We start from the raw sequence: 24,063 nt of genomic DNA on the forward strand, positions 1-24,063 counted from the left end.
ATGCGCACCGGCCCGGTCACAGTGCGCGCTTCCGCGGGCCGGGGACCTTGGCGTCGGATTCGCGCAGGTAGAGCGGGGTGCTGGGCAGCAGCGGCAGCCCGCGGACCAAACGGACGACGGCGGTGCGTCCCAGTGCGGCGGCGGTGGGCTGCGCGTCGGCGAAACCCTCCACGGCGTGCAGGGTGTCCGGGTACAGGCCGGCTCCTGCTCCGTACACGGGGAGCGCGGGAACCTCGCCGGGGGCGGTCACGTGCGGCCCGTCCAGCAGTTCCGGCGTGCCGCCGGTGCTGCGGTAAGCCGCCCAGTAGACCTCTTTGCGCCGGGCATCGGTGGCGACGGCGAACTCGTCAATGCCCAGGCGCCAGGCATCCAGGGCTGCGTCCACGGCAATCGCGTCCAGGCTCATCACCCCGTGCAGCGGCTTGTCCCAGGCGAAGGCGAGGGTTCGGGCGGTGGCGATTCCGGCGCGCAGGCCCGTGAAGGGGCCGGGACCTACCCCTACGACCACTGCATCCAGGTCCTGCCCGGCCATCCCGGCTTCGGCCAGCAGGCCGGCGATGCCTGGGGCGAGGACTTCGGCGTGGGAGCGGGTGTCTTCGGTGGCGAACGACGCCAGGATCTCTCCCTCCCCGCTGAGCAGTGCCGCACTGGCGATGGCGGAGGTATCAATGGAGAGAATCAGCACGGTTCCTATTCTACGGCGCTGCCCGGCTTACCTTTTTTCTGCTGCCGGCCGGGTGGGAACCGGAGCCGTCACGCCCGCCAGGGCTGCCACGAGGGTGCGGTACATGGCACCCGCCGGCCACGCCCAAAGAACCGGACCCGATTCGCCGCGGGTGCTGCCGCACCGTCCCTCCGGTGTTTTCCCAGCCGGCCGGAACAGGCGGTTGCAGCGTCCGGTGTCGATCATGGCCGAAGTCCGTTCGCCCGTTCGGCGGCTTCCACCCAGCGTGGCACCATGAACCGGGGCAGCCAGAAAACGCTGATCAGCAACGTCCAGATGCCGGCAAGGAAGATCATCATCAACACAGCCAGGACCGGCCGCGGCAGGGAATCGGTGTCTGCTTCCACCAGGACAGTGCCCGCCAGCAGGCCGATTCCCCCGTAGAGCATTCCGAGCATGGGGTAGGCGCGGAGGCGGGGTAAGAGCCCTGGGTAGCCGATCCAGGTACGCCACCGGCCCGTGTACGCCCGCCAGCCCTGGAAAATCGTGGCCAGGCTCAACGCGAGTCCCAGAAGGAATCCCATATTTCCTGAACCTTCTCTCCACCCCTTCACCGCAAGCGGTCACGTTTCCCCAGTGTGCTCACCGCGGCAGCGCCCTGTGGTACTGCCGCGGCCGAGGTGTCTCCGTGTACTACCCCGGAACACTACCCTGACCCGGCTCCTTTGCCATGGGCAGAACTACCCATGGCCTGCACCGCGTCCGGCTGCCCCAGCCCAGGTGCAGGTTCTCAGCCCAGGTCCGGGGCCTTCGCCCAGCGCGGACCGTAGCCGGCCACCCGGATGGTGCGCTCTTCGTCGGTATCCTCGTCGGAGTAGTCCGTGCCCGGGGCACCCGGAGCGTCACCGCCCACGGCGCGGACCAGGGTCACTTCCAGCCGGCTGTCGGAGAGGTGCTCCACCAATCCGTGCCCCCACTCAACCACCGTGACCGAGCGGTCCATTGAGGCTTCGAGGTCGATGTCGTCCACCTCTCCTTCGGACCCCAGCCGGTACGCATCCACGTGGATGAGGTCAGGTCCGGTCCCGAGGTTCGGGTGTTCGCGGACCAGGACGAAGGTCGGCGAAATGATGCCCGGCCGCACCCCCAGCCCGGCACCGAGGCCCTGGGTGAAGGTGGTTTTACCGGCGCCCAGTTCGCCGGTAAGCAGCAGCAGGTCCCCGCGGCGCAGGACGCGGCCGAGGCGTTCGGCGAGCGCCTGGGTCTCTTCGGCACCGTTGGTCCGGAATTCAGCTTCCCAAGCAGGTTCCTGCGTCACTTGGCCTGTACCGCCTGTGCCTGTTCGCCTTCTGCATCCTGCGCTCCGGGCGCTGCTTCCAACGCGATGGGCGGGGCGGATGCGTCGTCGTCCGCTGCGCTGTCCACATACACGCGCTGGACCCGGCCGCTGATCCGGGTGATGATCTCGTAATTGATACTCCCGGCCGCAGACGCCCATTCATCGACGCTCGGCTGGCCCTCGCCGCCGAAGAGAACGACTTCCCGGCCCTCGAAGGAATCAGCTGTGCCGGCAATACCGGTCCGGTGCAGGTCAATCACCATCTGGTCCATGGCGATGCGTCCCACCACCGGGTACGTCTGTCCGTCCACCTGGACGGGTGCGCCGGTGGCAACCCGGGGGATGCCGTCGGCATAGCCCAACGGGATCAGGGCCAGCGTGGTCGGCTCCTTGGTACGGTAGTGCAGCCCGTAGGAGACTCCCTGGCCGGCCGGCACTTCCTTGCACGCAGCGATGGTGGTCTTCAGGCTCATGGCCGGGCGCAGGCCCAGCTCCGCGGAGGTCTGTCCGGCGAACGGCGACAGCCCGTACATGCCCAGCCCGATCCGGACCAGGTCAAAGTGGGCATCCGGGCGGGACAACGCCCCCGGGGTATTGGCGATGTGCCGTACCTCGCGGTCCACGCCGGCGTCTTCGGCCACGGCGACGGCCTCGCGGAACTTCCGCAGCTGCTCATCGGTTTCCGGACGGTGGGGTTCGTCCGCGACGGCGAAGTGGGAGAAGATCCCGACCACGCGCAGCAGGCCCTCTTCCTGATAGGCCAGGGCCCTCCCCACAAAGGCTTCCCAGAGGTCCTCCGGGCAGCCGTTTCGGCCCAGCCCCGTGTCTATCTTCAGGTGCACCCGTGCCGGCATTTCCAGTTCCCGGGCGGCTGCGACCACGGCGTCCAGATCCCAGCCGGAAACCCCGAGATCCACGTTGGCCCGGATGGCTTCGCCGAATTCGGCATTCCGCGTATGCAGCCAGGCAAGGACCGGTTCAGTGACGCCTGCGGCCCGGAGTGCCAGCGCTTCACTGATGTGCGCGACGCCCAGCCAGGCCGCGCCGGCCTCGACTGCGGCACGCGCGGTCTCGACGGCGCCGTGCCCGTAGGCGTCAGCCTTGACTACTGCCATGACGCGGGCGGGGCTGACCACGTGGGCCAGGTGGCGGACATTGTGCCGGATGGCAGCCAGGTCGATTACGGCAGCACGTTCGGCCGGAGGCCGGAATTCAGGGTAGTTCACGTCCCTATTCTTTCACTCCCCTCCAGGTCCAGGGTCCGGTGCATGATGTGCAGGCCGGTCAGCCCTTCGACAGGATGCCGGAAGGCTTCGGGCACGGTGGCGAGGATCGAAAAGCCGAGGGACTGCCACAGCGCCACTGCCCGGATGTTGGTTTCCACCACGGCGTTGAACTGCATTGAGCGGTAACCGCGGCGGGCTGCCTCGGCCAGCACGTGCTCGCCGAGTGCCCGCGCAACACCCTGGCCGCTGAACTCCGAGGCAGTCATGAAGGAGGCGTTGGCCACGTGGCTCCCGTTGCCGGACTTGTTGGGGTGCAGCTGCGCGGTCCCGGCTACGCTGCCGTCCTTCAGGGCAACGAACACCACCGTGGGAGCAGGCTCCAGCCACAGCTGCCGGGCCTGCTCCTCGGTGGTGCCGGTGTCCCAGCAGTAGGTTTCTCCGGCACGCACGATGGGTTCCATCAGGTTCCAGACGGCAGGCCAGTCACCGGGCCGGGCCTCCCGGATGGTCAGTGCTCCCATTTACGCGTCGAGGGCTGCTGCCCACAGGTTGATCTTGGAATCGACAGCGTATTCGTCGATCCGGCGCAGCTCGTCCGCGGTGAACTCCAGATTGTTCACGGCAGCCAGCGAGTCTTCCAGCTGCTTCACGCTTGAGGCGCCGATCAGGGCCGAGGTAATGGACGCACTGTCGGGCCGGCTGCGCAGCACCCAGGCGATGGCCATCTGGGCCAGGCTCTGGCCACGTGATTCGGCGATGCTGTTGAGCCCCCGCACCCGTTCCAGGTTCTCCTCCGAGAGCTGGGACTGGTCCAGGGACTTTCCGGCAGCCGCACGGGAGTCCTCCGGTACGCCGTTGAGGTATTTATTGGTAAGCAGCCCCTGGGCCAGCGGCGAGAAGGCAATGGAACCTGCACCTACTTCGTCCAGGGCCGCGAACAGGTCCGGCTGGCCGTCTTCCACCCAGCGGTTCAGCATGGAGTAGGAGGGCTGGTGGATCAGCAGCGGGGTGCCCATCTCGCGGAGAATCCGGGCCGCTTCGATGGTCTTTTCCGGCGAGTAGGAGGAGATGCCTGCGTAGAGGGCCCGGCCGGACCGCACTGCCGTGTCCAGGGCCCCCATGGTTTCCTCCAGCGGCGTTTCGGGGTCCGGGCGGTGGCTGTAGAAGATGTCCACGTAGTCCAGGCCCATGCGTTCCAGTGACTGGTCCAGGGAGGAGAGCAGGTACTTGCGGGATCCCCAGTTGCCGTAGGGGCCCGGCCACATGTCGTAGCCGGCCTTGCTGGAGATCACCAGCTCGTCACGGTACGGACGGAAGTCGTCCCGGAAGTGCCTGCCGAAGTTCGTTTCGGCGGAGCCGTAGGGCGGGCCGTAGTTATTCGCCAGGTCAAAGTGGGTGACGCCAAGGTCAAAGGCCCGCCGCAGGATGGCCCGCTGGGTTTCAAAGGGCTTGTCATCGCCAAAGTTGTGCCACAGTCCCAGCGAGACCGCCGGGAGCTGGAGTCCGCTCTGTCCGACGCGTCGGTAAGGCATGGATTCGTATCGGTTGTCCGCAGCAACATAAGTCATGGGCACCATACTGCCACTGTGTCCCGTTTACCGCTGAACACCTTCGGCAGCATCCAGCAGGCCGAGCTCGTTCCTGTGCGGCAGGCTCTCCCAGTCGCCCGGACCCAGGCAGGCAAAGGCACCGGTCCGGACAGCGGTCTGCAGCCGCGCCTTCGGCCCTTCCCCGGCAAGGAGTTCAGCCAGGTAACCCGCTACGAAAGCGTCACCGGCACCTACGGTATCGACCGCCTGGATCTGCACGGCGTCCTGCGCGTATTCGCTGCCGTCGATCAGTCCCAGGGCGCCCTCCGGCCCGAGTTTCAGCAGCACCTGGTCCGGCCCCATGCCCGCCAGCAGGGCAGCCATCCGTTCCGGCCGGTGCGGAGCACCGAGGGCAATGGCGGCCTCGTCCAGGCCGGCGAACAGTATGTCGGCGTCGGCTACCAGCTTCCGCAGCACCGGTGCGGCCTGCTCCGGGGTCCACAGGGCCGAGCGGTAGTTGAGGTCCAGTGATACCTGGGTTCCGGCGTCGTGCGCACAGTCGACGGCGAAGCGGACCGCCTCGGCAGCGGATGCGGAGAGCGCCGGCGTAATCCCCGTAATGTGCAGCAGGCGTGCCCCGGCGATGGCCTCGGCCGGCACATCCCCGACAGTGAGCCGGGAACCGGCGCTGCCGTTGCGGTAGTACCAGACTTTTACGGTCTCCTGCGTCCGCCGTTCCTTGATCATCAACCCGGTGCGTGCTTCGGGATCGATACGGGCCAGCACCCGGAGTCCTTCAGCCCGTAATTCCCTCAGCACCAGCTCGCCAAGGCTGTCAGCACCAACCCTTCCAACCCAGGCGACGTCCACGCCGAGCCGGCGAAGCCCGATGGCGACGTTGCTCTCCGCACCGCCGATGCCCGTGTCCATGCTGCGGGCATGGGCCAGCGGTCCCGGATGCTGCGAACGCAGCACGGCCATGGTTTCGCCCAGCGTGACTACCTCCGCGGGCTGGAATTCCTCCGGCCCCGCTGCGGCGGCGACCGGTCCGCGGGATGAAGGCGTGCTCACTGCCCGGTCCCGCTCCCGCGCGCTGCTGCCACTGCGGCAACGAGTTTCCGCGAGCGCTCCTTCAGTCCCGCCAGGCTGCCGCCGGCGAAGGCATCCTGGACCAGCGGACCGCCCATGCCCACGGCCAGGGCTCCGGCCCGCAGCCACGCATCAGCTTCCTCCGTTCCGATACCCCCGGACGGAATCACCTGGATATCCGGAAACGGTCCGCGCAGCTGCGAAACGTAGCCGGGCCCGACCAGCGACGCCGGAAACACCTTGACCGCCGGCGCACCCGCCTGCCAGCCGGCGTAAAGCTCAGTGGGAGTCAAGCCGCCGGGAACCACGGGAATGCCGGCGGCCGTGGCGGTAGCCACCACCTCAACGCTCATCACCGGGGTGACGAGGAATCCCGCTCCGGCCCCGATCAGGGTGCCGGCGGATACTGCATCCGTGACCGTGCCGACGCCGATCCTCGCGTCCGCGCCGTATTGGCGGACAAGGTCCCCCAACGCTTCCAGCACTCCGGCGGTGCTTAGGGTCAGTTCCACGTGCCTCACTCCGCCTTCCAGCAAGGCTTCCATCACCGGGGCGTACTCCGAGGCGTGCCGCGCACGGAGGACCACGATGAGCGGGGAAGCTGCCAGTTCAGCCAGCCAGGCCCCGGCATCCGGCGCCGGACGCCGCAGCGGCCCTGCGCTTCCCGCGGCGCTCACGTAACTGCTCCCAGCTGCCATGGCACAAACTCCTCTTGTCCGAGTTCCAGTTCTTCACTCACCGTCTGCCGGCCGGAAGCTGTTTCAAGAATCCGGGCGAAAATCCGGGCGCCCATTTCCTCGACACCCACACCTGAATCGATGATTTCGCCGCAGTTGATATCGATGTCTTCCGGCATCCGCCGGAAGAGTTCCGTGTTTGTGCCGAGCTTGATGCTGGGGGCGGGCCGGCAGCCCAGAACGGAACCCCTCCCCGTGGTGAAGCACACTACGTTCGCTCCGCCGGCGACAATGCCGGTGACTGAAACGGGGTCGTAACCCGGAGTATCCATAAACACCAGCCCCGGCCCGCGGATCCGTCCTGCGTAGTCGACCACTTCACGCAGCTCTGCCCGGCCTGCTTTGGCCACTGCCCCCAGCGACTTCTCCAGAATGGTGGTTAGTCCCCCGGCCTTGTTGCCCGGTGACGGGTTGTTGTCCAGGCTGCCCCCTCCATGCCCCGTGTATTCCTGCCACCATTGCAGCCGCTCGAGCAGGCGCTCGCCGACCGCCCGGGAGACCGCCCTGCGGGTCAGCAGATGCTCCGCCCCGAAGACTTCCGGAGTTTCCGCCAGTACCGACGTGCCGCCGCAGCCGATCAGGCGGTCGGACGCGACGCCCAGCGCCGGGTTCGCGGTGATCCCCGAATAGCCGTCCGATCCGCCGCAGTTCATCCCGAGCACCAGTTCGGCGGCATCGATCGGAATGCGCTGCAGCCGGTTCACCACCGGCAGCATCTGCCGGACCAGTTCGACGCCGGCCCGGACCGAGGCACGCACCCCGCCGGACTCCTGGATCACCAGCCGCTCCACGACGTCGGCCGATACGGTGTCGTCAATGAGCCGGTCTGCCTGCAGCATTTCGCAGCCCAGCCCAACCACAAGCAGTCCGGCGAAATTGGGGTGCCGGGCATAACCGGACAGGGTGCGGAACAGCACCTCGGCCCCGGGGCTCCCCAGCACCATTCCGCAGCCGCTTGAATGGGTCAGCGCCATCACGCCGTCGACATTGGGAAAGGCGTCCAGAACCGGTCCGCGGAACTGATCGGCGATCATCCGGGCGGTGCCGGCCGAACAGTTGACCGAGGTCAGGATCCCGATGTAGTTCCTGGTTCCAGCCAGACCGTTGCGCCGGCGGTAGCCCCGGAAGTGCCGGCCCTCCTCGGCCGGCGGCTGGAACCGGGCGGTCCCGAACTCGTAGGCCGCCGCTGTCTCCGCCATGGCGAGGTTATGGCTGTGGACGTGCCCGCCCGCCGCGACCGCCGACGTCGTCCGCCCGATGGCCTGACCGTACTTGTGGACCGTCGCGCCGGCTGGAAGATCCACCAGGGCGATTTTGTGCCCCTGCGGGATGTCGGCGGCCGGGATCAGGATTCCCCCGTCCGGTCCATTGAGCCCGACGCCGGCCGGCAACAAGCGCAGTGCTACGCCTACCTCGTCGGCGGGTGAGAGACGCAGGATGGAACCCTGGGACGCGCTCACCAGTCATGCACCGTCCCGTCCAGCAACCGGTTCACGGGCAGATAGGCCGGGGCGTAGTCGAAGGACTTGGCCAGCTCGTCGTCGTACTCCACACCCAGACCCGGCTGGTCTCCCGGATGCAGCAACCCGTCGGAAAACGCATAGCTGGTCCGGAACACCCGCAGCGTGTCGGCGGAGTGCTTCATATACTCCTGGATGCCGAAGTTGTGCAGCGCCAGGCCCAGGTGCAGCTGGGCGGCCTGGCCTACCGGGGAAATATCGGTTGGCCCGTGGAAGCCGGATTTGATCGAATACACCGCTGCGAAGTCCATCAGTTTCCGCAGGGCCGTGATTCCCCCCGTATGCGTGACTGCGGAGCGGACATAGTCGATGAGCTGTTCAGTGATCAGGGTCTGGTAGTCGTAGACGCTGTTGAACACTTCGCCGATGGCCAGCGGAACCGTGGTTTGGGACCGTACCCGCCGCAGGGCTTCCTGGTTCTCCGCCGGCGTGCAGTCCTCGAGCCAAAAGAGATCGTACGGTTCCAGCGTTTTCCCCAGTGCCGCCGCCTGGTTGGGGGTCATCCGGTGGTGGCCGTCATGCAGCAGGACGAGTTCGGGCCCGAACTCCCGACGGACGGCGGCGAAGACTTCCGGCACGTGGCGCAGGTACGCCCGTGTGTCCCACGCTTCCTCGGCGGGCAGCGGAGCCCGCAGCGCCGGCTCGTAGTCGTAGCGCTGTCCCGGCCGCTGGTCCGTGGCCACGCCGTAGATCTGGCCCAGGCCCGGAACGCCGGTCTGTACCCGGATTGCCTTGAAGCCCTCGTCCAGATGGTTCCGGATCGAGGTGAAAAGCGTATCCATGCTGCTGCCGGAGGCATGCCCGTAGGCCAGGCACCCCGTCCGTGAAGCACCGCCCAGCAGCCGGTAGAGCGGCAGCCCTGCCTCCTTGGCCAGGATGTCCCACAAGGCAACATCGACGGCGGCGATGGCCGCCATGGTGATTGGGCCCCGCCGCCAATACGCGCCGCGGTACAGGTACTGCCAGGTGTCTTCGATACGCCGTTCATCCCGCCCGATCAGCAGCGGCACCACGTGTTCCCGCAGGTAGGCGACTACTGCCAGTTCACGGCCGTTTACCGTGGCGTCACCCAGCCCGACGACGCCGGAATCGGTGGTCAGCCGCAGGGTGACAAAATTGCGGCCCGGGCTGGTGACCAGCACTTCTGCGGAGCGGATTGCCATGGTCTCTCCTTGGGTCAGGTGTTCGGCAGGCAGGGAATCAGGAGCGGGGCGCGTAGGACTGCAGGGGCAGGTGGTAGGCGAGGTCGGCACCCGTTTCCACCGCTTCATCGAGGCCGAGCTTGCCCTCGGCAACCAGCCGGGCCAGGAACCCCGCATCAATCCGCCGGGCCAGGTCGTGGCGCGCCGGGATCGAGGCGAGCGCCCGGGTGTCATCGACAAATCCGCTGGTGTTGTAGAAGCCGGCCGTCTCCACCGCCGATTCACGGAACCGGCGCATCTGCTCGGGGCTGTCCAGGAACCACCAGGGCGCGCCGAGCCGAAGCCCCGGATAGGCCCCCGCCAGCGGGGCAAGCTCCCGGGAATAAACCGTTTCATCAGTAGTGAAGACGACCATGCGGAAAGCCGGGTCCATACCAAAGCTGTTCAGCAGCGGCTGCAGTGCCCTGGTGAATTCCACCCGCACCGGAATGTCGAACCCCTGGTCCGTTCCGTACCGGGTCCGGATGCCCCGGTGGTGGTTGCGGAGCACCCCGGGATGCAGCTGCATAACCAATCCGTCCTCGGCGGACATGCGCGCCATCTCGAACAGCATTCCGCCGGCAAACGCGTCGGCCTGCGCCGGGCTGGCTTCTCCGCGCAGTCCTGCGGCGTAGATTTCCCGGGCGTCGGCAGGGTCCAGCGGCGTGGTGTCCGCACTCAGGTGCCCGTGGTCCGTGGCCCGTGCTCCTGCCTGCAGGAAGGCTGCCCGGCGCCCGCGCAGTGCCGCCAGGAAGGAGTCGAAGTCCCCTGCCTCGATGCCTGAGACTTCGGAGAGTTCCCGGATATCCGCAGCCCAGCCGGGCCTGCGGATATGCAGCAGGTCGTCCGGACGGAAAGTGGGAAGGACCCGCTGGCGGCCGTCGGTTTCCGCAAGTTTGCGATGCCCGGTCAGGGTGGATGCTGCGGAATCGGTGGTGGCGAGCAGCTCCACGTTGAAGGCGTCCAGCAGTGCACGGGGGCGGAATTCCTCCCGGGACAGGGTGTCCAGGAGGAAATCGTAGAGCTCATCGGCGGCCTCTTCCGACGGCGGCACCGGCGCACCGAAAACCACCGCCAGCTCATGCTCAAGCCAGTAACGGGTGGGGGTTCCGCGGAAAAGCTTCCAGTTCCGGCAGAACCGGCGCCAGATCTCCCGGGGATCGGTTTCAAAGGGTGTGCCGTCATGCGTGGGAATTCCCAGGTCCGCGGGACTTTCCCCCTGGGAAACCAGCATCCGGACCAGATAGTGGTCCGGTATGACGAACAATTCAGCCGGGTTCTCGAACGCAGAGTCCTGCACGAGCAGGTCCACTTCCACATGCCCGTGCATGGATACGATCGGCAGCCGGGACGTGGCCGCGTAGATTTCGCGGGCAAGTGCCCTCACACCGGGCTCGGCCGGCAGCGCACGGTCAGGGTCCAAGGTCCAGCCAGGGGGCTGCTCGCTCACGTTTGCCTCTCCGTTGAAACAAAATGCCGACGCCCTGCAGGGCCTGGTGCAGTCCAATATCCAGCCGAAGGACCGGGAATGCAAGGGTTTCCCCGGCCACGGTTACGGGTTTTGGTTTTCCTGAAAACAAGTATTGACACGGTTTGCAAACGATTGCAGTGTGTGGTCTACGCCACACCCTTGTGGCCTCGACAACGATGTTAGGCGGGAGCCACGATGGCCGGTGCGGTGACTGTTCGGGACGTGGCGAGGCTCGCGAGCGTCTCCGCTTCAACAGTTTCGCGTGCCCTTTCCGCGTCTGAACTAGTGGCACCCCACACCCGGGACCGGATCCTGGCCGCTGCCCGGCAACTCGGATACAGCGCCAACACTTCGGCGAGGAGCCTCATCACCGGGCGGACCAGTAACTTCGGCCTGGTTGTCCCGGACCTCGAGAATCCCTACTTTGCCTCCGTCACCAAGGGAGTCCAGAGCCGGGCGCTGAGCGAGGGTTTCGCAGTCTTCGTGGCCGACTCCGATGAAGACGTGCGCACGGAAATCGAGCTGGCGCGCAAGCTGGCCTCCCAGGTGGACGGCCTCATCCTGTGTTCGCCGCGTATGGGCAACCGGGATCTGGCAGCGGTCACTGAAAGCACCACGGTGGTCCTGGTGAACCGGCAGCTGCCGCAGGTCCACAGCATCACCGTGGACGACACCGAGATTGTGCGGCAGGCACTGGGCCATCTGTACGCCCTGGGACACCGGACGGTCGCCTATGCGGGCGGGCCCGCGACGTCGTGGTCCGACGGCCAACGGCGAAACGGTATCCGCAGTGCCTTGTCGGACCTACCGGGGCTCAAGGTGGCGGAAATCGGCTCGTTCCGGCCGGTGTTCGGCGGCGGGATGTCGGCAGCAGACCTGGCCGTGGCCACCGGCGCGACGGCAGTACTGGCCTACAACGACCTGATGGCCCTCGGCATCCTCTCACGCCTCCAGGCAAGGGGCATCAACGTTCCGGCGGACATGAGCGTTGTCGGGATCGACGACGTCAGCGCGGCAACCCTTGTTTCTCCCGCACTGACCACTGTCCGTGCACCGCTGCAGAAAGTCGGGACAGCGGCGGTGGATGCCCTGATCGACAGCATTTTCCCCGACCGCCCGCCTCTGCCGCCCGAGACCCTGCCCGTCGAATTGATTGTGCGTGCTTCCACTTCCGTTCCCAGCCGTCCACCCCTCACGTCCCGCGAAGAAGCCGGACTCGATGAAAGGTCAAGCAATGCGCACCAGTAAGAAAATGCAGATGCTTTCCGTTTTCGCGGCGGCCGCGCTGATCGCCGTCGGCTGCGGTGCACCCGGCAGCGACGCGGGCAGTGAACCGCTGTCCACCAGCGACGTTCCCGATGCCCCGTCCGAGGCGGTGACGTTGAACATCCTGGACGTTGCCGGCAACAAGCAACTGACGGAAGGGATCTTCAACGACTTCGTCAGCGAACATCCGGACGTCGTCTCCGGCGTGACATGGGAAACCGCAGGCGCCCCGGACATGGCCGGCAAGCTCAAGGCCCAGCAGCAGGCCGGGAACCTGCAGATCGACCTGGTGCTGACCGGCACCGACGGCCTCTCCGCCGGGATCAGCGAAGACCTTTTCGTGCCGATCGCTACGGATTACAAGGACCGGTTGTCCAATATGGATAACTATCAGGAGCCGGCCGCACAGATGCAGGAACTGGCCGAGGGCAAGGGCGTAGCTCTGACCTATTACCCCTCCGGCCCGCTGCTGGAGTACAACCCGGACAAGGTCCCCAACCCGCCCACCACCGCCGAGGAACTGCTGGCATGGACGCAGGAAAACCCGGGGAAGTTCGGCTACGCGCGGCCGGCCAACTCCGGACCGGGACGCACGTTCCTCATGGGCCTTCCCTACATCCTGGGCGATGACGATCCCAAGGACCCGGAGGCCGGCTGGACCAAGACCTGGGATTACCTCAAGCAGCTGAACCAGAACATCTCCTCATATCCCACGGGTACCGGCGTCACCATGAACAACCTCAAGAACGGCACCTGGGACATGGCCTTGACCACTACCGGGTGGGACATCAACCCGCGGGCGCTCGAACAGGTTCCGGCCAATTTCGAGGTCCAGGCACTGGAAGGCTTCACCTGGGTAACCGATGCCCAGTATGCGGTTGTTCCGAAGGGTGTTTCCGCCGACAAGATGTCTGCCATTCTCCAGGTCCTGCAGTATGCGCTGACGCCTGAGCAGCAGGCCAAGACCTACGACAGCGGCTATTTCTATCCCGGCCCGGCGGTGGAGGACGTGACCCTGGACATGGCTCCCCAGAGCAGCCAGGACATCATCAAGAAGTTCGGACGGCCGGAGTACGACGCCCTGATCGAGGACAATCCCAAGGCCACTCCGATCAGCGCGGAAGACCTCGTGACCGCGTTCAACACCTGGGACACCGAAGTCGCGAGCGGAAAGATTGAAGAAAAGAAATGAGCATCCACGCCACTGCATTCAAGACACTCGAACTGCAGCGGGTTGCCCGGGATTTCGGTGGGCAGTCAGCCCTCGCCAACCTCAGCCTCAGCATCAGCAGCGGCGAGTTCATCGCACTGCTGGGACCTTCGGGCTGCGGAAAGTCGACGGCCTTGAACTGCCTGGCCGGGCTCCTTCCCCTGACCGGCGGCCGGATCCTTATGGACGGGCGCCAGATTGACCGCCTGCCGCCGGAAAAACGCGGGTTTGGAATGGTCTTCCAGAACTATGCCCTCTTCCCCCACCTCACCGTGGAAAAGAACATCGCGTTCGGACTGGAAATGCGGAAGGTGCCCCGGGCCGAGATTAAGACCCGTGTCGCGGAGGCCATCGAGCTCGTCCAGCTGGGACCGCATGCCCGGAAGCTTCCCGGACAGATGTCCGGCGGCCAGCAGCAGCGTGTGGCCATCGCCCGCGCCGTCGTGCTGCGGCCGCCGCTGGTCCTGATGGATGAACCGCTCTCCAACCTGGATGCCAAGCTGCGGCTGGAAATGCGGACGGAGATCCGCCGGCTCCACCAGTCACTGGGCCTGACCACCATCTATGTCACCCACGACCAGGAGGAAGCCCTGTCCCTGGCCGACCGCCTGGTGGTCCTGCGGCAGGGCGAGGTACAGCAGGTCGGCACGCCGCAGGACCTGCACGAGCATCCCGCCAACTGGCACGTGGCCGATTTCATGGGCTACCGGAACCTGCTTGACGGCGTGGTTGAACAAAGCCGGGGAGGCTCCGCCACCGTGTCCGTGGCGGGCACCGGCATCACCGGCTCCACCAAAGATCCGGTGGCGCCCGGGGACGCCGTCAAGGTGGGAATCCGCCCGGAAGATTTCGATATTGCCGATTCCCTGACGGCGGCCGACAGCACCACCCAGCTTGAAGCGACAGTCGAAGTCGTTGAGTACCAGGGACGCGAGTTTGCAGTGGAGGCACGCACCGACGCCGGGCAGGCGCTCCATATCCGCACCCACCGGCGTGCCGAACCGGGCCAGCGGATCATCGTCTCAGCCCGCCACGAGCGGGTACTTGTCTTCGCCTCATCCATGGACAGCGGAACGCCTGCCGGACGTGAACTGCAGGAAGCCACGCCATGAGCGTGTCCACCGGCAAACCCGGCAAAACCCGCGGGTCCGGCGCCCCGACGCCCGGCTCCCGGCCGGCACTGTCCCACAGGCTGGCCGAACGGGGCATCGACCGGCTGCTCCTGCTGCTGGTGCCGGCCCTCCTGTTTGCCCTGGTCCTGTTCGTCTACCCGTTCGTCTACGGCCTGGGGCTTTCCTTCCAGCCCCGGGAAGGCGGGCTGTTCGGCGCCTACATCAAGTTCTTCACCGATCCCTCGATGCGCGGGCTGGAGTCCATCTGGATCACTCTCAAACTCGCCGTCCCGGCCGCGGTGTTCAATGTAGCGGCGTCCATTCCCCTCGCCTACAAAATGCGCGGAAAATTCCGCGGCAAGCGGATGCTGACCACTGTGCTGGTCATCCCCATCACGCTGGGCACGGTCCTCACCGCGGAAGGCCTGTTGAATTTCTTCGGCCAGCGCGGCTGGCTGAACCGGTTCCTTGAGTTGTTCGGAGTCGGTCCGCTTGACCTCGTCCAGAACTACTGGGGTGTGCTCTGGTCCCTCATCATTTCCGGGTTCCCGTTCGCTTTCCTGCTGATCCTCTCCTACCTCTCGGGCATCGATCCCTCCCTCGAAGCCGCAGCGCGGACGCTGGGAGCGGACTGGAAACAGCGGTTCCGCAAAATCACCCTTCCGTTGCTGGCACCGGGGCTTGCCATCACGTTCTGCCTGACCTTCGTACTGGCCTTCAGCGTTTTCCCCTCGGCCATCCTTGTGGGAGATCCGTCCGGTTCCACCCGGGTCATCGCCTACGTGGCCTACAACGCGTGGGGACAGCAGTTCGACTATCCATTGGCGTCCGCCGCCGCGATTGTGATGGGAGCGGTGGAGCTCGCCGTCATTGTCCTGGTGCTGCTGTGGCGCTCCCGGATGTACAAGGGAAGCACCGGAGGTAAGGGCTGATGAGCACCACCACAGTTAACGACAGGACACCGACGTCGCCGCCGCCCGAACGACGCCGCCTCAGGGCGACCCCGGGCACCTTCCTGGTCTGGGGCGGCATGGCCCTGTTCCTCATCCTGCTCTTCGGCGTGGTGGCCTCGGTAGTGGTCAATTCCCTGGCCGGCCAATGGTTCGACACCTGGTTCCCGTCCAGCTACACGGCGTCATGGTACGGCGAGGCCTGGCGGGAGTACGACCTGGGCCAGGTGGTCAGTACCACGGTGATTGTGGCCGTCGCAGTGGTGAGCCTGTCGGTGCTGATCGGGGCGCCGGCCTCGTACGTCCTGGCGCGCCGTAATTTCCCCGGCAAATCCCTCGTGATGCTGGTGTTCCTGCTTCCGATCATGATGCCGCCGATCACCTACGGCATCCCGCTGGCAACACTGCTGACGTACTACCACCTGGCACCGGGGCTGACCGGAGTGATCCTTGCCAATCTGGTGCCCTCGGTTCCGTTTGTCATCCTGACCATGACGCCCTTCATTGAACAGATCAACCCGTCCATCGAGTCCGCAGCACGGATGTGCGGGGCCAACATGACGCGCATGTTCGTCCGGATCCTCGCTCCCCTGCTGATTCCCGGCGTCCTGGCGGCGGCAGTGCTGGTCCTGGTCCGCACGGTGGGGATGTTCGAACTGACCTTCCTCACGTCCAACTCCGAATCCGACACCCTCGTCGTAGCGCTCTTTACCGCGATGACGGGGGCAGGGATCCGTGCCCAGCAGTCCGTGGACGCCATGGCAGTGATCTACATGCTCATGATGATGGTGCTGCTGGTAATCGCGCTGCGGTTCGTCAACCCCACCCAGCTGGTTTCGCAGGTACGCCAAGATGCGGACTGAGGCAGGCCTGGCCGCCGCGGCCGGGCAGGAGTCCGAACGGCTCAGCCTGTCCGCCCTCGCTGCGTTCGGAGCCGGTTCCGCAGCGGGACCCGCTGTGGAGCCGCGGAGTCTGCGCATCGGGATGGTCCATCTCGGACTCGGTGCCTTCCACCGTGCCCACCAAGCGGTCTATACGGAAGACGCAGCCGCTGTCTCGGGTGACGCCGGATGGGGAATCCTCGGCGTGACGGGGCGGACGGCCAAGGTAGCGGACGCCCTGCAGCCGCAGGACGGGCTGTACACCGTGCTGACCAAAGCCGCCGGCTCCCGGGAGGAGGACAGCAGTGCCCGCATCATCGGATCACTGCGCGGCGTTGCCTTCCCGGGCCGGGACACGCCGCGGGTGATCCAGGCGCTGGCGGCACGGGAAACCACGGTGGTCACCATGACCATCACGGAAAAGGGGTATCCCCGGGATGCCTCCGGGCACCTGGCGCTGGATAGTCCTGCCGTTGCGGCGGACCTGGCCGTCCTTGAACGGGACAGCCGCCGGCCGGCGAACTCCGACGACGCCGCCCGGACTCCGCTGGGACTGCTGGCCCGCGGGCTCTTCGCCCGGTACCGCTCATCGGGTGCTCCGCTGAATGTCATCTCGTGTGACAACCTCAGCGCCAACGGGTCCGTCACCCGCACATTGGTGACGGAAATGGCCGCAGCCGGCGGTGCCGGCTTCCGGGACTGGGTACGCGAATCCGTTTCCTTTCCGGACACCATGGTGGACCGCATAGTCCCCGCAGCCACCGAGGCTGACCGGCGGGAGGCTCAGACGCTGCTGGGCCTGCGCGACGAGGGACTGGTTGTCGCAGAGCCGTTCGGGCAGTGGATCCTGTCGGATGATTTCGCCGCACGGCGGCCGGCATGGGAGCTGGCCGGCGCGGTGGTGACCCGGGATGTGCGGCCCTTCGAAGCGGCCAAGCTGCGCCTGCTCAACGGCACCCATTCACTGCTGGCCTATCTGGGGGCGCTGCGGGGCTACCGGACCATTGCCGAGGCAGCCGCGGACGAGGAGCTGGCGGCCGCGGCTGCCGCACTGCAGGCCGAAGTCCTCCCAACGCTGAGCCCGCCCCCGGGTGTGGACCTGGCGGAATACGCCGCCGGGATCCTTGCCCGTTTCCGGAACCCGGCCTTGGGCCACACCACCCTGCAGGTGGCGATGGACGGATCGCAGAAGCTGCCTGTGCGGGCCCTGGGAGCGGTGGAAGACCTGCTGGCCCGGGGAGTGGTCCCCGAGGCACTGGCCCGGCTCGTGGCCGGGTGGATGGTCTTCGTCTACCGCGGCCGGGATGCGTTCGCCAACGAGCTGCCGCTCCAGGATCCGCTCGCAGAAGTCCTGGCCGGGAAAGCCCGGGGACCCCAGGGCGGCCTGGTGGACCGAATGTTCGAGTTGCCCGGCGTTTTTTCAGCCCCGGTGGCCGGGAACCCCGGCTTCCGCACCGCCGTTGCTGCCCACGCCGCGGAGTTGCTCGGCTCCCTGAGCCACTCACCTTAACCGGTCCGGCCGGGGTGGTTGCCTAACCACCCCGGCCGGATTCGTTTTCCTGCCTGCTAGCCGGCCAGGATGGCCGCACCGTATGCCGGCAGCTGCACGGCATCGCCGTAGAGCTCAACCGGCGCGGTTTCGAGCAGGACGTCCGCCTGCTTGCCGAACGGAAGCGGCACCTCGCGCGGGGTGTCGGCAAAGTTCAGCGCCACCGCCGTGGAACCGCGCTGCATAACCAGCCAGCGGCCCACTTCGTCATAGTCCACCCGGATGTTGCGCAGGTCCGGATCCATCAGGTCGGGGGTTTCCCGGCGCAGGGTCAGGAGCCTGCGGTACAGGTCCAGCAGCCGGCCGTGATCGCCCTCTTCCACCTCGGACCAGTCCAGCTTCGAGTTGGTGAAGGTGGACGGTTCCTGGGGGTTGGGAACCGTAGCCGGGTCCCACCCCATCCGCTCGAATTCCTTCAGGCGGCCCTCTGCCGTGGCCTTCCCCAGTTCGGGTTCCGGATGGGACGTGAAGAACTGCCAGGGCGTGGAGGCCCCGAATTCTTCACCCATAAAGAGCATGGGAGTGAACGGCGAGGCGAGGCTCAGCACCGCGCCGAGGGCAAGCTGCTCGTACCCCAGCGTCGCGCTCAGCCGGTCCCCGGCCGCCCGGTTGCCGATCTGGTCGTGGTTCTGGATGGCCGTGACCAGCTGGCGCGCGGTCACCACCTCCTTGTCCAGCGGACGTCCGTGACCGCGTTCCCGGAAGGAGGAGAACGTTCCGTTGTGGAAGAACCCTTCCTGCAGCACCTTCGCCAGCGCTTCGAGGGAGTCGAAGTCCTCGTAGTAGCCGCCGTTTTCACCTGTGAGGTTGGTATGGGCGGCATGGTGGAAGTCATCAGACCACTGGCCGGCAAGGCCGTAGCCGTTGACGTTCCGCGGGGTGATGAGCCGGGGATTGTTCAAATCCGACTCCGCGATGAGGAACAGCGGCTTCCCCAGGGCTTCGGCGCACTTGTCCGTGGCGGCTGCCATTTCTTCGAGGATGTGCACGGCGCGTTCGTCGTGCAGTGCGTGCACCGCATCCAGGCGCAGCCCGTCCACGTGGTAGTCGCGGAACCACATCAGGACGTTGTCCACAATGTATTCGCGGACAACGTCGGAGAGCGGACCGTCCAGGTTGACGGAGTCCCCCCAGGTGTTCGACTTCCCCTCGGTGAGGTACGGGCCGAACATCGGCAGGTAATTGCCGCTGGGTCCAAGGTGGTTGTAGACAACGTCCTGGATAACGCCGAGTCCGGCCTGGTGGGCCGCGTCGACGAACCGCTGGTAGGCCTCGGGCCCGCCGTAGGTTTCCTGCACGGCGTACCAGAGCACGCCGTCGTAACCCCAGTTGTGGGTTCCGTTGAAGGCATTGACCGGCAGGAGTTCGACAAAGCGCACACCCAGGTCCACCAGGTAGTCCAGCCGCCCGATTGCTGCGTCCAGCGTCCCCTCGGGGGTGAAGGTGCCCACGTGCATTTCGTAGATGGCGCCGCCGTCGAGCCCCGGGGAGACCCAGCCGGCGTCATGCCACTGGTAAACATCCGGGTCAAAGGTGCGCGAAAGGGCGTGCACGCCCTCGGGCTGCCGCCGGGACCGGGGGTCCGGCACGGGCGTCTCGGCGTCGTCTATCAGGTAGCCGTAGTCGATGTCCTCGGTGAGTTCGGCATGCTGGACGTGCCACCAGCCGTTCTCGCCGCGGGTCATCGACAGCCGCCGGCCGTCGGCCAGCAGCGTCACGGTGCCGGCCTTGGGTGCCCACACGTCGAAGTTGGTCCTCATTTGCCGTCCTCCCGTACAAGCAGCGCCACCGGATAGGTGCCGAACAGATCCGCAGCTGCCAGCCGGCCGCCGCTTTCGTGCGTTTTCCCGGTGATCACGTCACGGTAGGTGCCCGGAGCCAGGACGACGGCGGTGTCCTGCCATCCGCCCTGACGCTGCAGTCCCAGCGGCAGACGGGTCACCAGCGTGACCGCTCCGCCGCGGTCGAACCCGAAGAGGTGTTCTGCCGCGGATCCTTCCACCGCTACGGGGACGTACCCCGTGAACAGCTCCGGCCGGCCCCGCTTGAGCTGCAGCGCACGGGTGGTGATGAGCAGCTTCGCTGCCGCGTCCTCGTCCAGGGCGGGTGCACCGGCGTCGGCGAACGACGCCGCGACCTCGCGTCGCCGGGCGAAGTCCACTTCGCGCCGGTTGTCCGGGTCCACCAGTGACCGGTCCCAGAACTCGGTCCCCTGGTAGACGTCCGGCACGCCGGGCATGGTCAGCTGCAGGAGCTTGGCGGAGAGCGAATTGCTGTACCCCGCCTCGCGGATGCGTTCGACCAGCGCAGTGATCACCGCGGTGACGTCCGGATTGTCGAACGCCGCATCAACGGCTGCATGCATGCGCTCTTCGAAGTCCGCGTTGGGAGCCGTCCAGGTGGTGCTGCTGGCTGCTTCCCTCGAGGCCTTCTCGGCGTAGGCGTGTGCGCGTTCGCGGCTCAGCGGCCAGGCCCCGACGAAGGTCTGCCAGAGCAGGTTCGCCATCGGCCCGTCATTCATCGGAACAAGGGCATCGAGTCGCGTGAACGCTTCGCTCCACTTCTCCGGGATTTCCGCGAGCACGGAGATCCGGGCGCGGGTGTCCTCGCTGCGCTTGGTGTCATGCGTGGTCAGGGCCGTCATGGCCGCCGGCTGTTCCAGCTGCCGGCGGAGCAGCCGGGTGTGCATTTCAAACGGTGATACGGCGAAGTGTGCCGGGTCGGCGCCTACCTCGTTGAGAGAGGTCAGGCGGGAGTAACGGTAGAACGCCGTATCCTCGACGCCCTTGGCCATGACCATGCCGGAGGTCTGCTGGAAACGCACCGCCAGCTCACCCAGGCGGGAAAGCGACACCGTCTCAGCGGAGTCTTCATCCAGCAGCGGGTTCAACAGCGGGTGCAGGATGTCCAGCGCCGCCGCGAGATCCGGCCGGTGGACCTTGGCCGCGATGACGGCTTCGGTCAGGTGGTCGGCACCTTCGGGCAGGTAGCTGCGGTAAACCGGGAAGCAGGCCAGCAGTTCCGCAATCGCATCTGCAGCCGTTTCCGGGTCCAGCCCGCTGTCCGCCGGGAGCAGGCGCACGAGGCGCTGCACCTCGGAGTGCAGCAGGTTGTCCGCGATGACCCGCTTGGTGCCGTGGATCATCTGTGCGTACGGTTCCATCGGCACCAGTGCGGTCAGCGTGTCACTGCCCGCCGGGTCCACGAACAACCGGTCAATGTCGGCCAGCGCGTCGTAGCCGGTGGTGCCTTCGGTTTCCCAGTCAGCGGCGAGCTTTTCGCCCGGTTCCAGGATCTTTTCCACGAGGATGTACGCACCGCCGGTGATCTCGCGCAGCCGTGCCAGGTAACCCTTGGGATCGGCGAGGCCGTCCGGATGGTCGATGCGCAGGCCGTCCACGAGGCCTTCGTCGAACCATCGCCGGATTTCGGCGTGTGCCTCGTCAAAGACCCACGGTTCTTCCACTCGGATGCCGGCCAGGGTGTTGACCCCGAAGAACCGGCGGTAGTTCAGCTCATTGTCGGCGCGGCGCCAGTTCACCAGTTCGTAGGACTGGCGGGCGTGTACGTCCTGCGCGCTGTCGCCTTCCGCTGCGGTGCCTTCGGCCACCGGGAACCGGTGGTCGTAGTAGTGCAGTTCGTTGTCCGCCAGCTTGAGCTGCTCGAGCTCGTTGTCGCCGTCGCCCAGGACGGGCAGCCGCAGCTTCCCGTTCCCGGCGTCCCAGTCAATGTCGAAGGCTTCGGCGTACCGGGAGTTGCGGCCTTCGGCCAGCACGGACCACCACCACTTGTTCCGGTGCGGGGTGGCGATGCCCATGTGGTTGGGCACAATGTCCACCAGCACGCCAAGGCCTGCCGCGTGGGCGGCGTCGGAGAGGGCCTTCAGCCCCTCCGCTCCGCCGCGGGTCGGGTCGACGGCTGAAGGATCAGTGACGTCGTAGCCGTGGTCCGAGCCTTCTTCCGCCGTGAGGATGGGCGAGAGGTACACCCAGTCCACGCCAAGGTCTGCCAGGTACGGCACGAGTTCCGCGGCGTCGAACAGGGTGAAGGACGGGCGGATCTGCAGACGGTATGTGGAGAGGGGTGTCCTCATTCGGCAGCCTCGGTGTTCTGGGCGGCCATGGCCGCGAGGGACGCGGCTACGGAGTGGTCGTGCTCCTCTTCCTCTTCGTGCGCCCGCAGGACCACCATGGACTTGGCAGCCACGGTCAGCTGGGTGTCCGCGGCAACCGGCTCCGAGTCGGCGTACTCGCCGGCAGTGTCGATCACCGTGTCCCACATGGGTGCGTATTCCTTGGCCGGAAGGGTGACCTTCACAGCTTCGTCATGCGCGTTGAAGTACAGCAGGAAGTTCAGGTCGGTGATCCGCTGTCCGCGCGCGTCCTTGCCCGAGATGCCCTGCCCGTTGAGGAAGACGCCCAGGGAACGGCTGACCGGGGTGTCCCAGTCGTCCGGGGACATGGTGGTGCCGTCCTCGTTCAGCCATACGATGTCCGGCAGCGCCTCACCCTCGCCGCGCCGCACGGGGCGGCCGTCGAAGAACCGGCGCCGGCGGAACGTGGGGTGCTCGGCACGCAGGGTGTTGACCGCCGCGGTGAATTCCAGCAGCGGTGCGTCCATGGTCTCCCAGTTGATCCAGCTCAACTCGGAGTCCTGCGCGTAGGTGTTGTTGTTGCCCTGCTGGGTGCGGCCCAGCTCGTCGCCGTGGGCGATCATCGGCACGCCCTGGGAAAGGAGCAGGGTGGCGAGGAAGTTGCGCTGCTGGCGGGCACGAAGGGACAGGACCCCGGGATCGTCCGTGGGGCCTTCAACACCGCAGTTCCAGGAGCGGTTGTGGGATTCGCCGTCGTTGTTGTCCTCGCCGTTGGCTTCGTTGTGCTTCTCGTTGTAGGACACAAGATCATGCAGCGTGAAGCCGTCGTGGGCGGTGACGAAGTTGATGGACGCCACCGGGCGCCGGGCAGAGGACTCGTACAGGTCCGCGGAGCCGGTGATGCGGGAGGCGAACTCGCCCAGCGTGGAGGGCTCTCCGCGCCAGAAGTCGCGGACCGTATCCCGGTACTTGCCGTTCCACTCGGTCCACTGGGGCGGGAAGTTGCCCACCTGGTAGCCGCCGGGTCCAACATCCCAGGGCTCGGCGATCAGCTTGACCTGGGAGACTACCGGGTCCTGCTGCACCAGTTCGAAGAAGGCGGAGAGGCGGTCCACGTCGTAGAACTCGCGGGCCAGCGTCGAGGCCAGGTCAAAACGGAAACCGTCCACGTGCATTTCGGTAACCCAGTAGCGCAGCGAGTCCATCAGCAGCTGCAGGGAGTGCGGGTTGCCGACGTTGAGCGAGTTGCCCGTGCCGGTGTAGTCCATGTAGTACTTCTTGTCGTCTTCCACCAGCCGGTAGTAGGACGCATTGTCGATGCCGCGGAAGGACAGGGTCGGGCCCATGTGGTTACCCTCGGCCGTGTGGTTGTAGACCACGTCCAGGATCACTTCGATGCCGGCGAGGTGCAGGGCGCGCACCATGGCCTTGAATTCCTGCACCTGCTGGCCCTGGTCGCCGGTGGCGCTGTAGGTGTTGTGCGGGGCGAAGAAACCGATGGTGTTGTAGCCCCAGTAGTTCGACAGCCCCTTTTCCTGCAGGGTCGAGTCGTTGACGAACTGGTGCACCGGCATCAGTTCGATGGCGGTGACGCCGAGTTTCTGCAGGTGCGCGATCACGGAAGGATGGGCAACACCGGCGTACGTGCCGCGCTGGTCCTCGGGCACGTCGGGGTGCAGCTCGGTCAGGCCCTTGACGTGGGCCTCGTAGATCACGGACTGGTGGTACGGGACCTTCGGCTTCCGGTCTCCGTCCCAGTCGAAGAACGGGTTGATGACGACGCCCATCATCATGTGCGGAGCGGAATCCTCGTCATTGCGCGAGTGTTCGTCGCCGAAGTTGTACCCGAACAGCGCCTGGTCCCAGTCGATTTCGCCGGCAACAGCCTTGGCGTAGGGGTCCAGCAGGAGCTTGTTCGGGTTGCACCGGTTGCCGTTCTCCGGATCGTTCGGACCGTCCACGCGGTACCCGTACTTCTGCCCCGGCATAACCTGCGGCAGGTAGCAGTGCCAGACATACCCGTCGACCTCGGTCAGCCGGACCTGGTGCTCGGTGCCGTCCTCATCGAACAGGCACAGGGTTACGGAATCTGCCACCTCGCTGTAGAGAGCGAAGTTGGTGCCGTTTCCGTCGTAGGTTGCGCCCAGCGGATAGGCATCTCCCGGCCAAACTTCCATGTAGTGCTCCTGACTAGTTCCCTGACAACACGTAATTGATATGTCTACTTACTTTTTTACCCCAGAGTT

The 24,063-nt window shown here is 66.3% G+C and carries 20 protein-coding genes; 6 read left to right on the forward strand and 14 right to left on the reverse strand.

Going from position 1 to position 24,063, the window contains the following annotated elements:
- Nucleotides 1-16: 16 nt before the first annotated feature.
- The 11 genes from tsaB to uxaC form a co-directional block, all read right to left on the reverse strand.
- Nucleotides 17-685, reverse strand: a complete 669-nt coding sequence (gene tsaB, locus N2K98_RS13085) for a tRNA (adenosine(37)-N6)-threonylcarbamoyltransferase complex dimerization subunit type 1 TsaB (protein ID WP_255797041.1) — start codon at nt 683-685, stop codon at nt 17-19.
- 221 nt (nt 686-906) lie between these two features.
- The gene (locus tag N2K98_RS13090) at nt 907-1,248 is read right to left on the reverse strand and encodes a hypothetical protein (RefSeq protein ID WP_255865044.1); all 342 of its coding nucleotides are present in this window, start codon (nt 1,246-1,248) and stop codon (nt 907-909) included.
- 206 nt (nt 1,249-1,454) lie between these two features.
- Nucleotides 1,455-1,982, reverse strand: a complete 528-nt coding sequence (gene tsaE, locus N2K98_RS13095) for a tRNA (adenosine(37)-N6)-threonylcarbamoyltransferase complex ATPase subunit type 1 TsaE (RefSeq protein WP_255865043.1) — start codon at nt 1,980-1,982, stop codon at nt 1,455-1,457.
- Nucleotides 1,979-3,229, reverse strand: a complete 1,251-nt coding sequence (alr, locus tag N2K98_RS13100; RefSeq protein WP_255865042.1) for an alanine racemase — start codon at nt 3,227-3,229, stop codon at nt 1,979-1,981. Before alr ends, tsaE begins: the two co-directional genes overlap by 4 nt.
- A complete protein-coding gene (locus N2K98_RS13105) occupies nt 3,226-3,750 on the reverse strand; it encodes a GNAT family N-acetyltransferase (RefSeq protein WP_255865041.1) in 525 nt (174 codons plus the stop codon). The genes alr and N2K98_RS13105 overlap by 4 nt, the downstream gene beginning before the upstream one ends.
- Nucleotides 3,751-4,797, reverse strand: coding sequence for an L-glyceraldehyde 3-phosphate reductase (mgrA, locus tag N2K98_RS13110; RefSeq protein WP_255797036.1), 1,047 nt, complete (start codon nt 4,795-4,797; stop codon nt 3,751-3,753).
- 27 nt (nt 4,798-4,824) lie between these two features.
- Nucleotides 4,825-5,829: a sugar kinase gene (locus tag N2K98_RS13115; RefSeq protein WP_255865040.1), complete on the reverse strand. Its 1,005-nt coding sequence runs from the start codon at nt 5,827-5,829 to the stop codon at nt 4,825-4,827.
- Entirely contained in the window at nt 5,826-6,545 is a 720-nt protein-coding gene (locus N2K98_RS13120; protein WP_255865039.1) for a bifunctional 4-hydroxy-2-oxoglutarate aldolase/2-dehydro-3-deoxy-phosphogluconate aldolase, read from the reverse strand. Before N2K98_RS13120 ends, N2K98_RS13115 begins: the two co-directional genes overlap by 4 nt.
- The gene (locus N2K98_RS13125; RefSeq protein WP_255865038.1) at nt 6,521-8,044 is read right to left on the reverse strand and encodes a UxaA family hydrolase; all 1,524 of its coding nucleotides are present in this window, start codon (nt 8,042-8,044) and stop codon (nt 6,521-6,523) included. Before N2K98_RS13125 ends, N2K98_RS13120 begins: the two co-directional genes overlap by 25 nt.
- Nucleotides 8,041-9,267: a D-mannonate dehydratase ManD gene (gene manD, locus N2K98_RS13130; RefSeq protein ID WP_255865037.1), complete on the reverse strand. Its 1,227-nt coding sequence runs from the start codon at nt 9,265-9,267 to the stop codon at nt 8,041-8,043. Before manD ends, N2K98_RS13125 begins: the two co-directional genes overlap by 4 nt.
- A 37-nt stretch (nt 9,268-9,304) precedes the next feature.
- Nucleotides 9,305-10,735, reverse strand: a complete 1,431-nt coding sequence (gene uxaC, locus N2K98_RS13135; protein ID WP_255865036.1) for a glucuronate isomerase — start codon at nt 10,733-10,735, stop codon at nt 9,305-9,307.
- Nucleotides 10,736-10,951: 216 nt separating this feature from the next.
- Here uxaC and N2K98_RS13140 point away from each other — a divergent pair, with 216 nt between their 5' ends.
- Genes N2K98_RS13140 through N2K98_RS13165 form a run of 6 tightly spaced genes read left to right on the forward strand, consistent with a single transcriptional unit; the run spans nt 10,952 to nt 17,685 of the window.
- Nucleotides 10,952-12,004: a LacI family DNA-binding transcriptional regulator gene (locus N2K98_RS13140; RefSeq protein ID WP_255797211.1), complete on the forward strand. Its 1,053-nt coding sequence runs from the start codon at nt 10,952-10,954 to the stop codon at nt 12,002-12,004.
- A complete protein-coding gene (locus tag N2K98_RS13145; RefSeq protein WP_255797030.1) occupies nt 11,991-13,214 on the forward strand; it encodes an extracellular solute-binding protein in 1,224 nt (407 codons plus the stop codon). Before N2K98_RS13140 ends, N2K98_RS13145 begins: the two co-directional genes overlap by 14 nt.
- Nucleotides 13,211-14,344, forward strand: a complete 1,134-nt coding sequence (locus N2K98_RS13150) for an ABC transporter ATP-binding protein (protein WP_255865035.1) — start codon at nt 13,211-13,213, stop codon at nt 14,342-14,344. Before N2K98_RS13145 ends, N2K98_RS13150 begins: the two co-directional genes overlap by 4 nt.
- On the forward strand, nt 14,341-15,276 hold the full coding sequence (locus N2K98_RS13155) for an ABC transporter permease (protein WP_255865034.1): 936 nt from the start codon (nt 14,341-14,343) through the stop codon (nt 15,274-15,276). The genes N2K98_RS13150 and N2K98_RS13155 overlap by 4 nt, the downstream gene beginning before the upstream one ends.
- Nucleotides 15,276-16,157, forward strand: coding sequence for an ABC transporter permease (locus tag N2K98_RS13160; RefSeq protein ID WP_255865033.1), 882 nt, complete (start codon nt 15,276-15,278; stop codon nt 16,155-16,157). Before N2K98_RS13155 ends, N2K98_RS13160 begins: the two co-directional genes overlap by 1 nt.
- Entirely contained in the window at nt 16,147-17,685 is a 1,539-nt protein-coding gene (locus tag N2K98_RS13165; protein WP_255865032.1) for a mannitol dehydrogenase family protein, read from the forward strand. Before N2K98_RS13160 ends, N2K98_RS13165 begins: the two co-directional genes overlap by 11 nt.
- A 56-nt stretch (nt 17,686-17,741) precedes the next feature.
- Here N2K98_RS13165 and treZ read toward each other — a convergent pair whose 3' ends face one another.
- Genes treZ through glgX form a run of 3 tightly spaced genes read right to left on the reverse strand, consistent with a single transcriptional unit; the run spans nt 17,742 to nt 23,994 of the window.
- Nucleotides 17,742-19,484, reverse strand: a complete 1,743-nt coding sequence (gene treZ / locus N2K98_RS13170) for a malto-oligosyltrehalose trehalohydrolase (RefSeq protein WP_255865031.1) — start codon at nt 19,482-19,484, stop codon at nt 17,742-17,744.
- Nucleotides 19,481-21,817, reverse strand: a complete 2,337-nt coding sequence (treY, locus tag N2K98_RS13175; RefSeq protein WP_255865030.1) for a malto-oligosyltrehalose synthase — start codon at nt 21,815-21,817, stop codon at nt 19,481-19,483. Before treY ends, treZ begins: the two co-directional genes overlap by 4 nt.
- A complete protein-coding gene (glgX, locus tag N2K98_RS13180) occupies nt 21,814-23,994 on the reverse strand; it encodes a glycogen debranching protein GlgX (protein WP_255797023.1) in 2,181 nt (726 codons plus the stop codon). The genes treY and glgX overlap by 4 nt, the downstream gene beginning before the upstream one ends.
- Between the last annotated feature and the right edge of the window lie 69 nt (nt 23,995-24,063).

It is taken from the genome of Arthrobacter jinronghuae (assembly GCF_025244825.1).
GTDB lineage: Bacteria > Actinomycetota > Actinomycetes > Actinomycetales > Micrococcaceae > Arthrobacter_B > Arthrobacter_B jinronghuae.

What these genes read in the sequence shown, in the direction of transcription:
- mgrA (WP_255797036.1), bottom strand. Translation starts at nt 4,797, where the DNA reads ATGACTTATGTTGCTGCGGACAACCGATACGAATCCATGCCTTACCGA.
- N2K98_RS13140 (WP_255797211.1), top strand. Translation starts at nt 10,952, where the DNA reads ATGGCCGGTGCGGTGACTGTTCGGGACGTGGCGAGGCTCGCGAGCGTC.
- N2K98_RS13090 (WP_255865044.1), bottom strand. Translation starts at nt 1,248, where the DNA reads ATGGGATTCCTTCTGGGACTCGCGTTGAGCCTGGCCACGATTTTCCAG.
- manD (WP_255865037.1), bottom strand. Translation starts at nt 9,267, where the DNA reads ATGGCAATCCGCTCCGCAGAAGTGCTGGTCACCAGCCCGGGCCGCAAT.
- N2K98_RS13160 (WP_255865033.1), top strand. Translation starts at nt 15,276, where the DNA reads ATGAGCACCACCACAGTTAACGACAGGACACCGACGTCGCCGCCGCCC.
- treZ (WP_255865031.1), bottom strand. Translation starts at nt 19,484, where the DNA reads ATGAGGACCAACTTCGACGTGTGGGCACCCAAGGCCGGCACCGTGACG.
- N2K98_RS13145 (WP_255797030.1), top strand. Translation starts at nt 11,991, where the DNA reads ATGCGCACCAGTAAGAAAATGCAGATGCTTTCCGTTTTCGCGGCGGCC.
- glgX (WP_255797023.1), bottom strand. Translation starts at nt 23,994, where the DNA reads ATGGAAGTTTGGCCGGGAGATGCCTATCCGCTGGGCGCAACCTACGAC.
- treY (WP_255865030.1), bottom strand. Translation starts at nt 21,817, where the DNA reads ATGAGGACACCCCTCTCCACATACCGTCTGCAGATCCGCCCGTCCTTC.
- N2K98_RS13155 (WP_255865034.1), top strand. Translation starts at nt 14,341, where the DNA reads ATGAGCGTGTCCACCGGCAAACCCGGCAAAACCCGCGGGTCCGGCGCC.
- N2K98_RS13150 (WP_255865035.1), top strand. Translation starts at nt 13,211, where the DNA reads ATGAGCATCCACGCCACTGCATTCAAGACACTCGAACTGCAGCGGGTT.
- N2K98_RS13105 (WP_255865041.1), bottom strand. Translation starts at nt 3,750, where the DNA reads ATGGGAGCACTGACCATCCGGGAGGCCCGGCCCGGTGACTGGCCTGCC.
- N2K98_RS13120 (WP_255865039.1), bottom strand. Translation starts at nt 6,545, where the DNA reads ATGGCAGCTGGGAGCAGTTACGTGAGCGCCGCGGGAAGCGCAGGGCCG.
- N2K98_RS13165 (WP_255865032.1), top strand. Translation starts at nt 16,147, where the DNA reads ATGCGGACTGAGGCAGGCCTGGCCGCCGCGGCCGGGCAGGAGTCCGAA.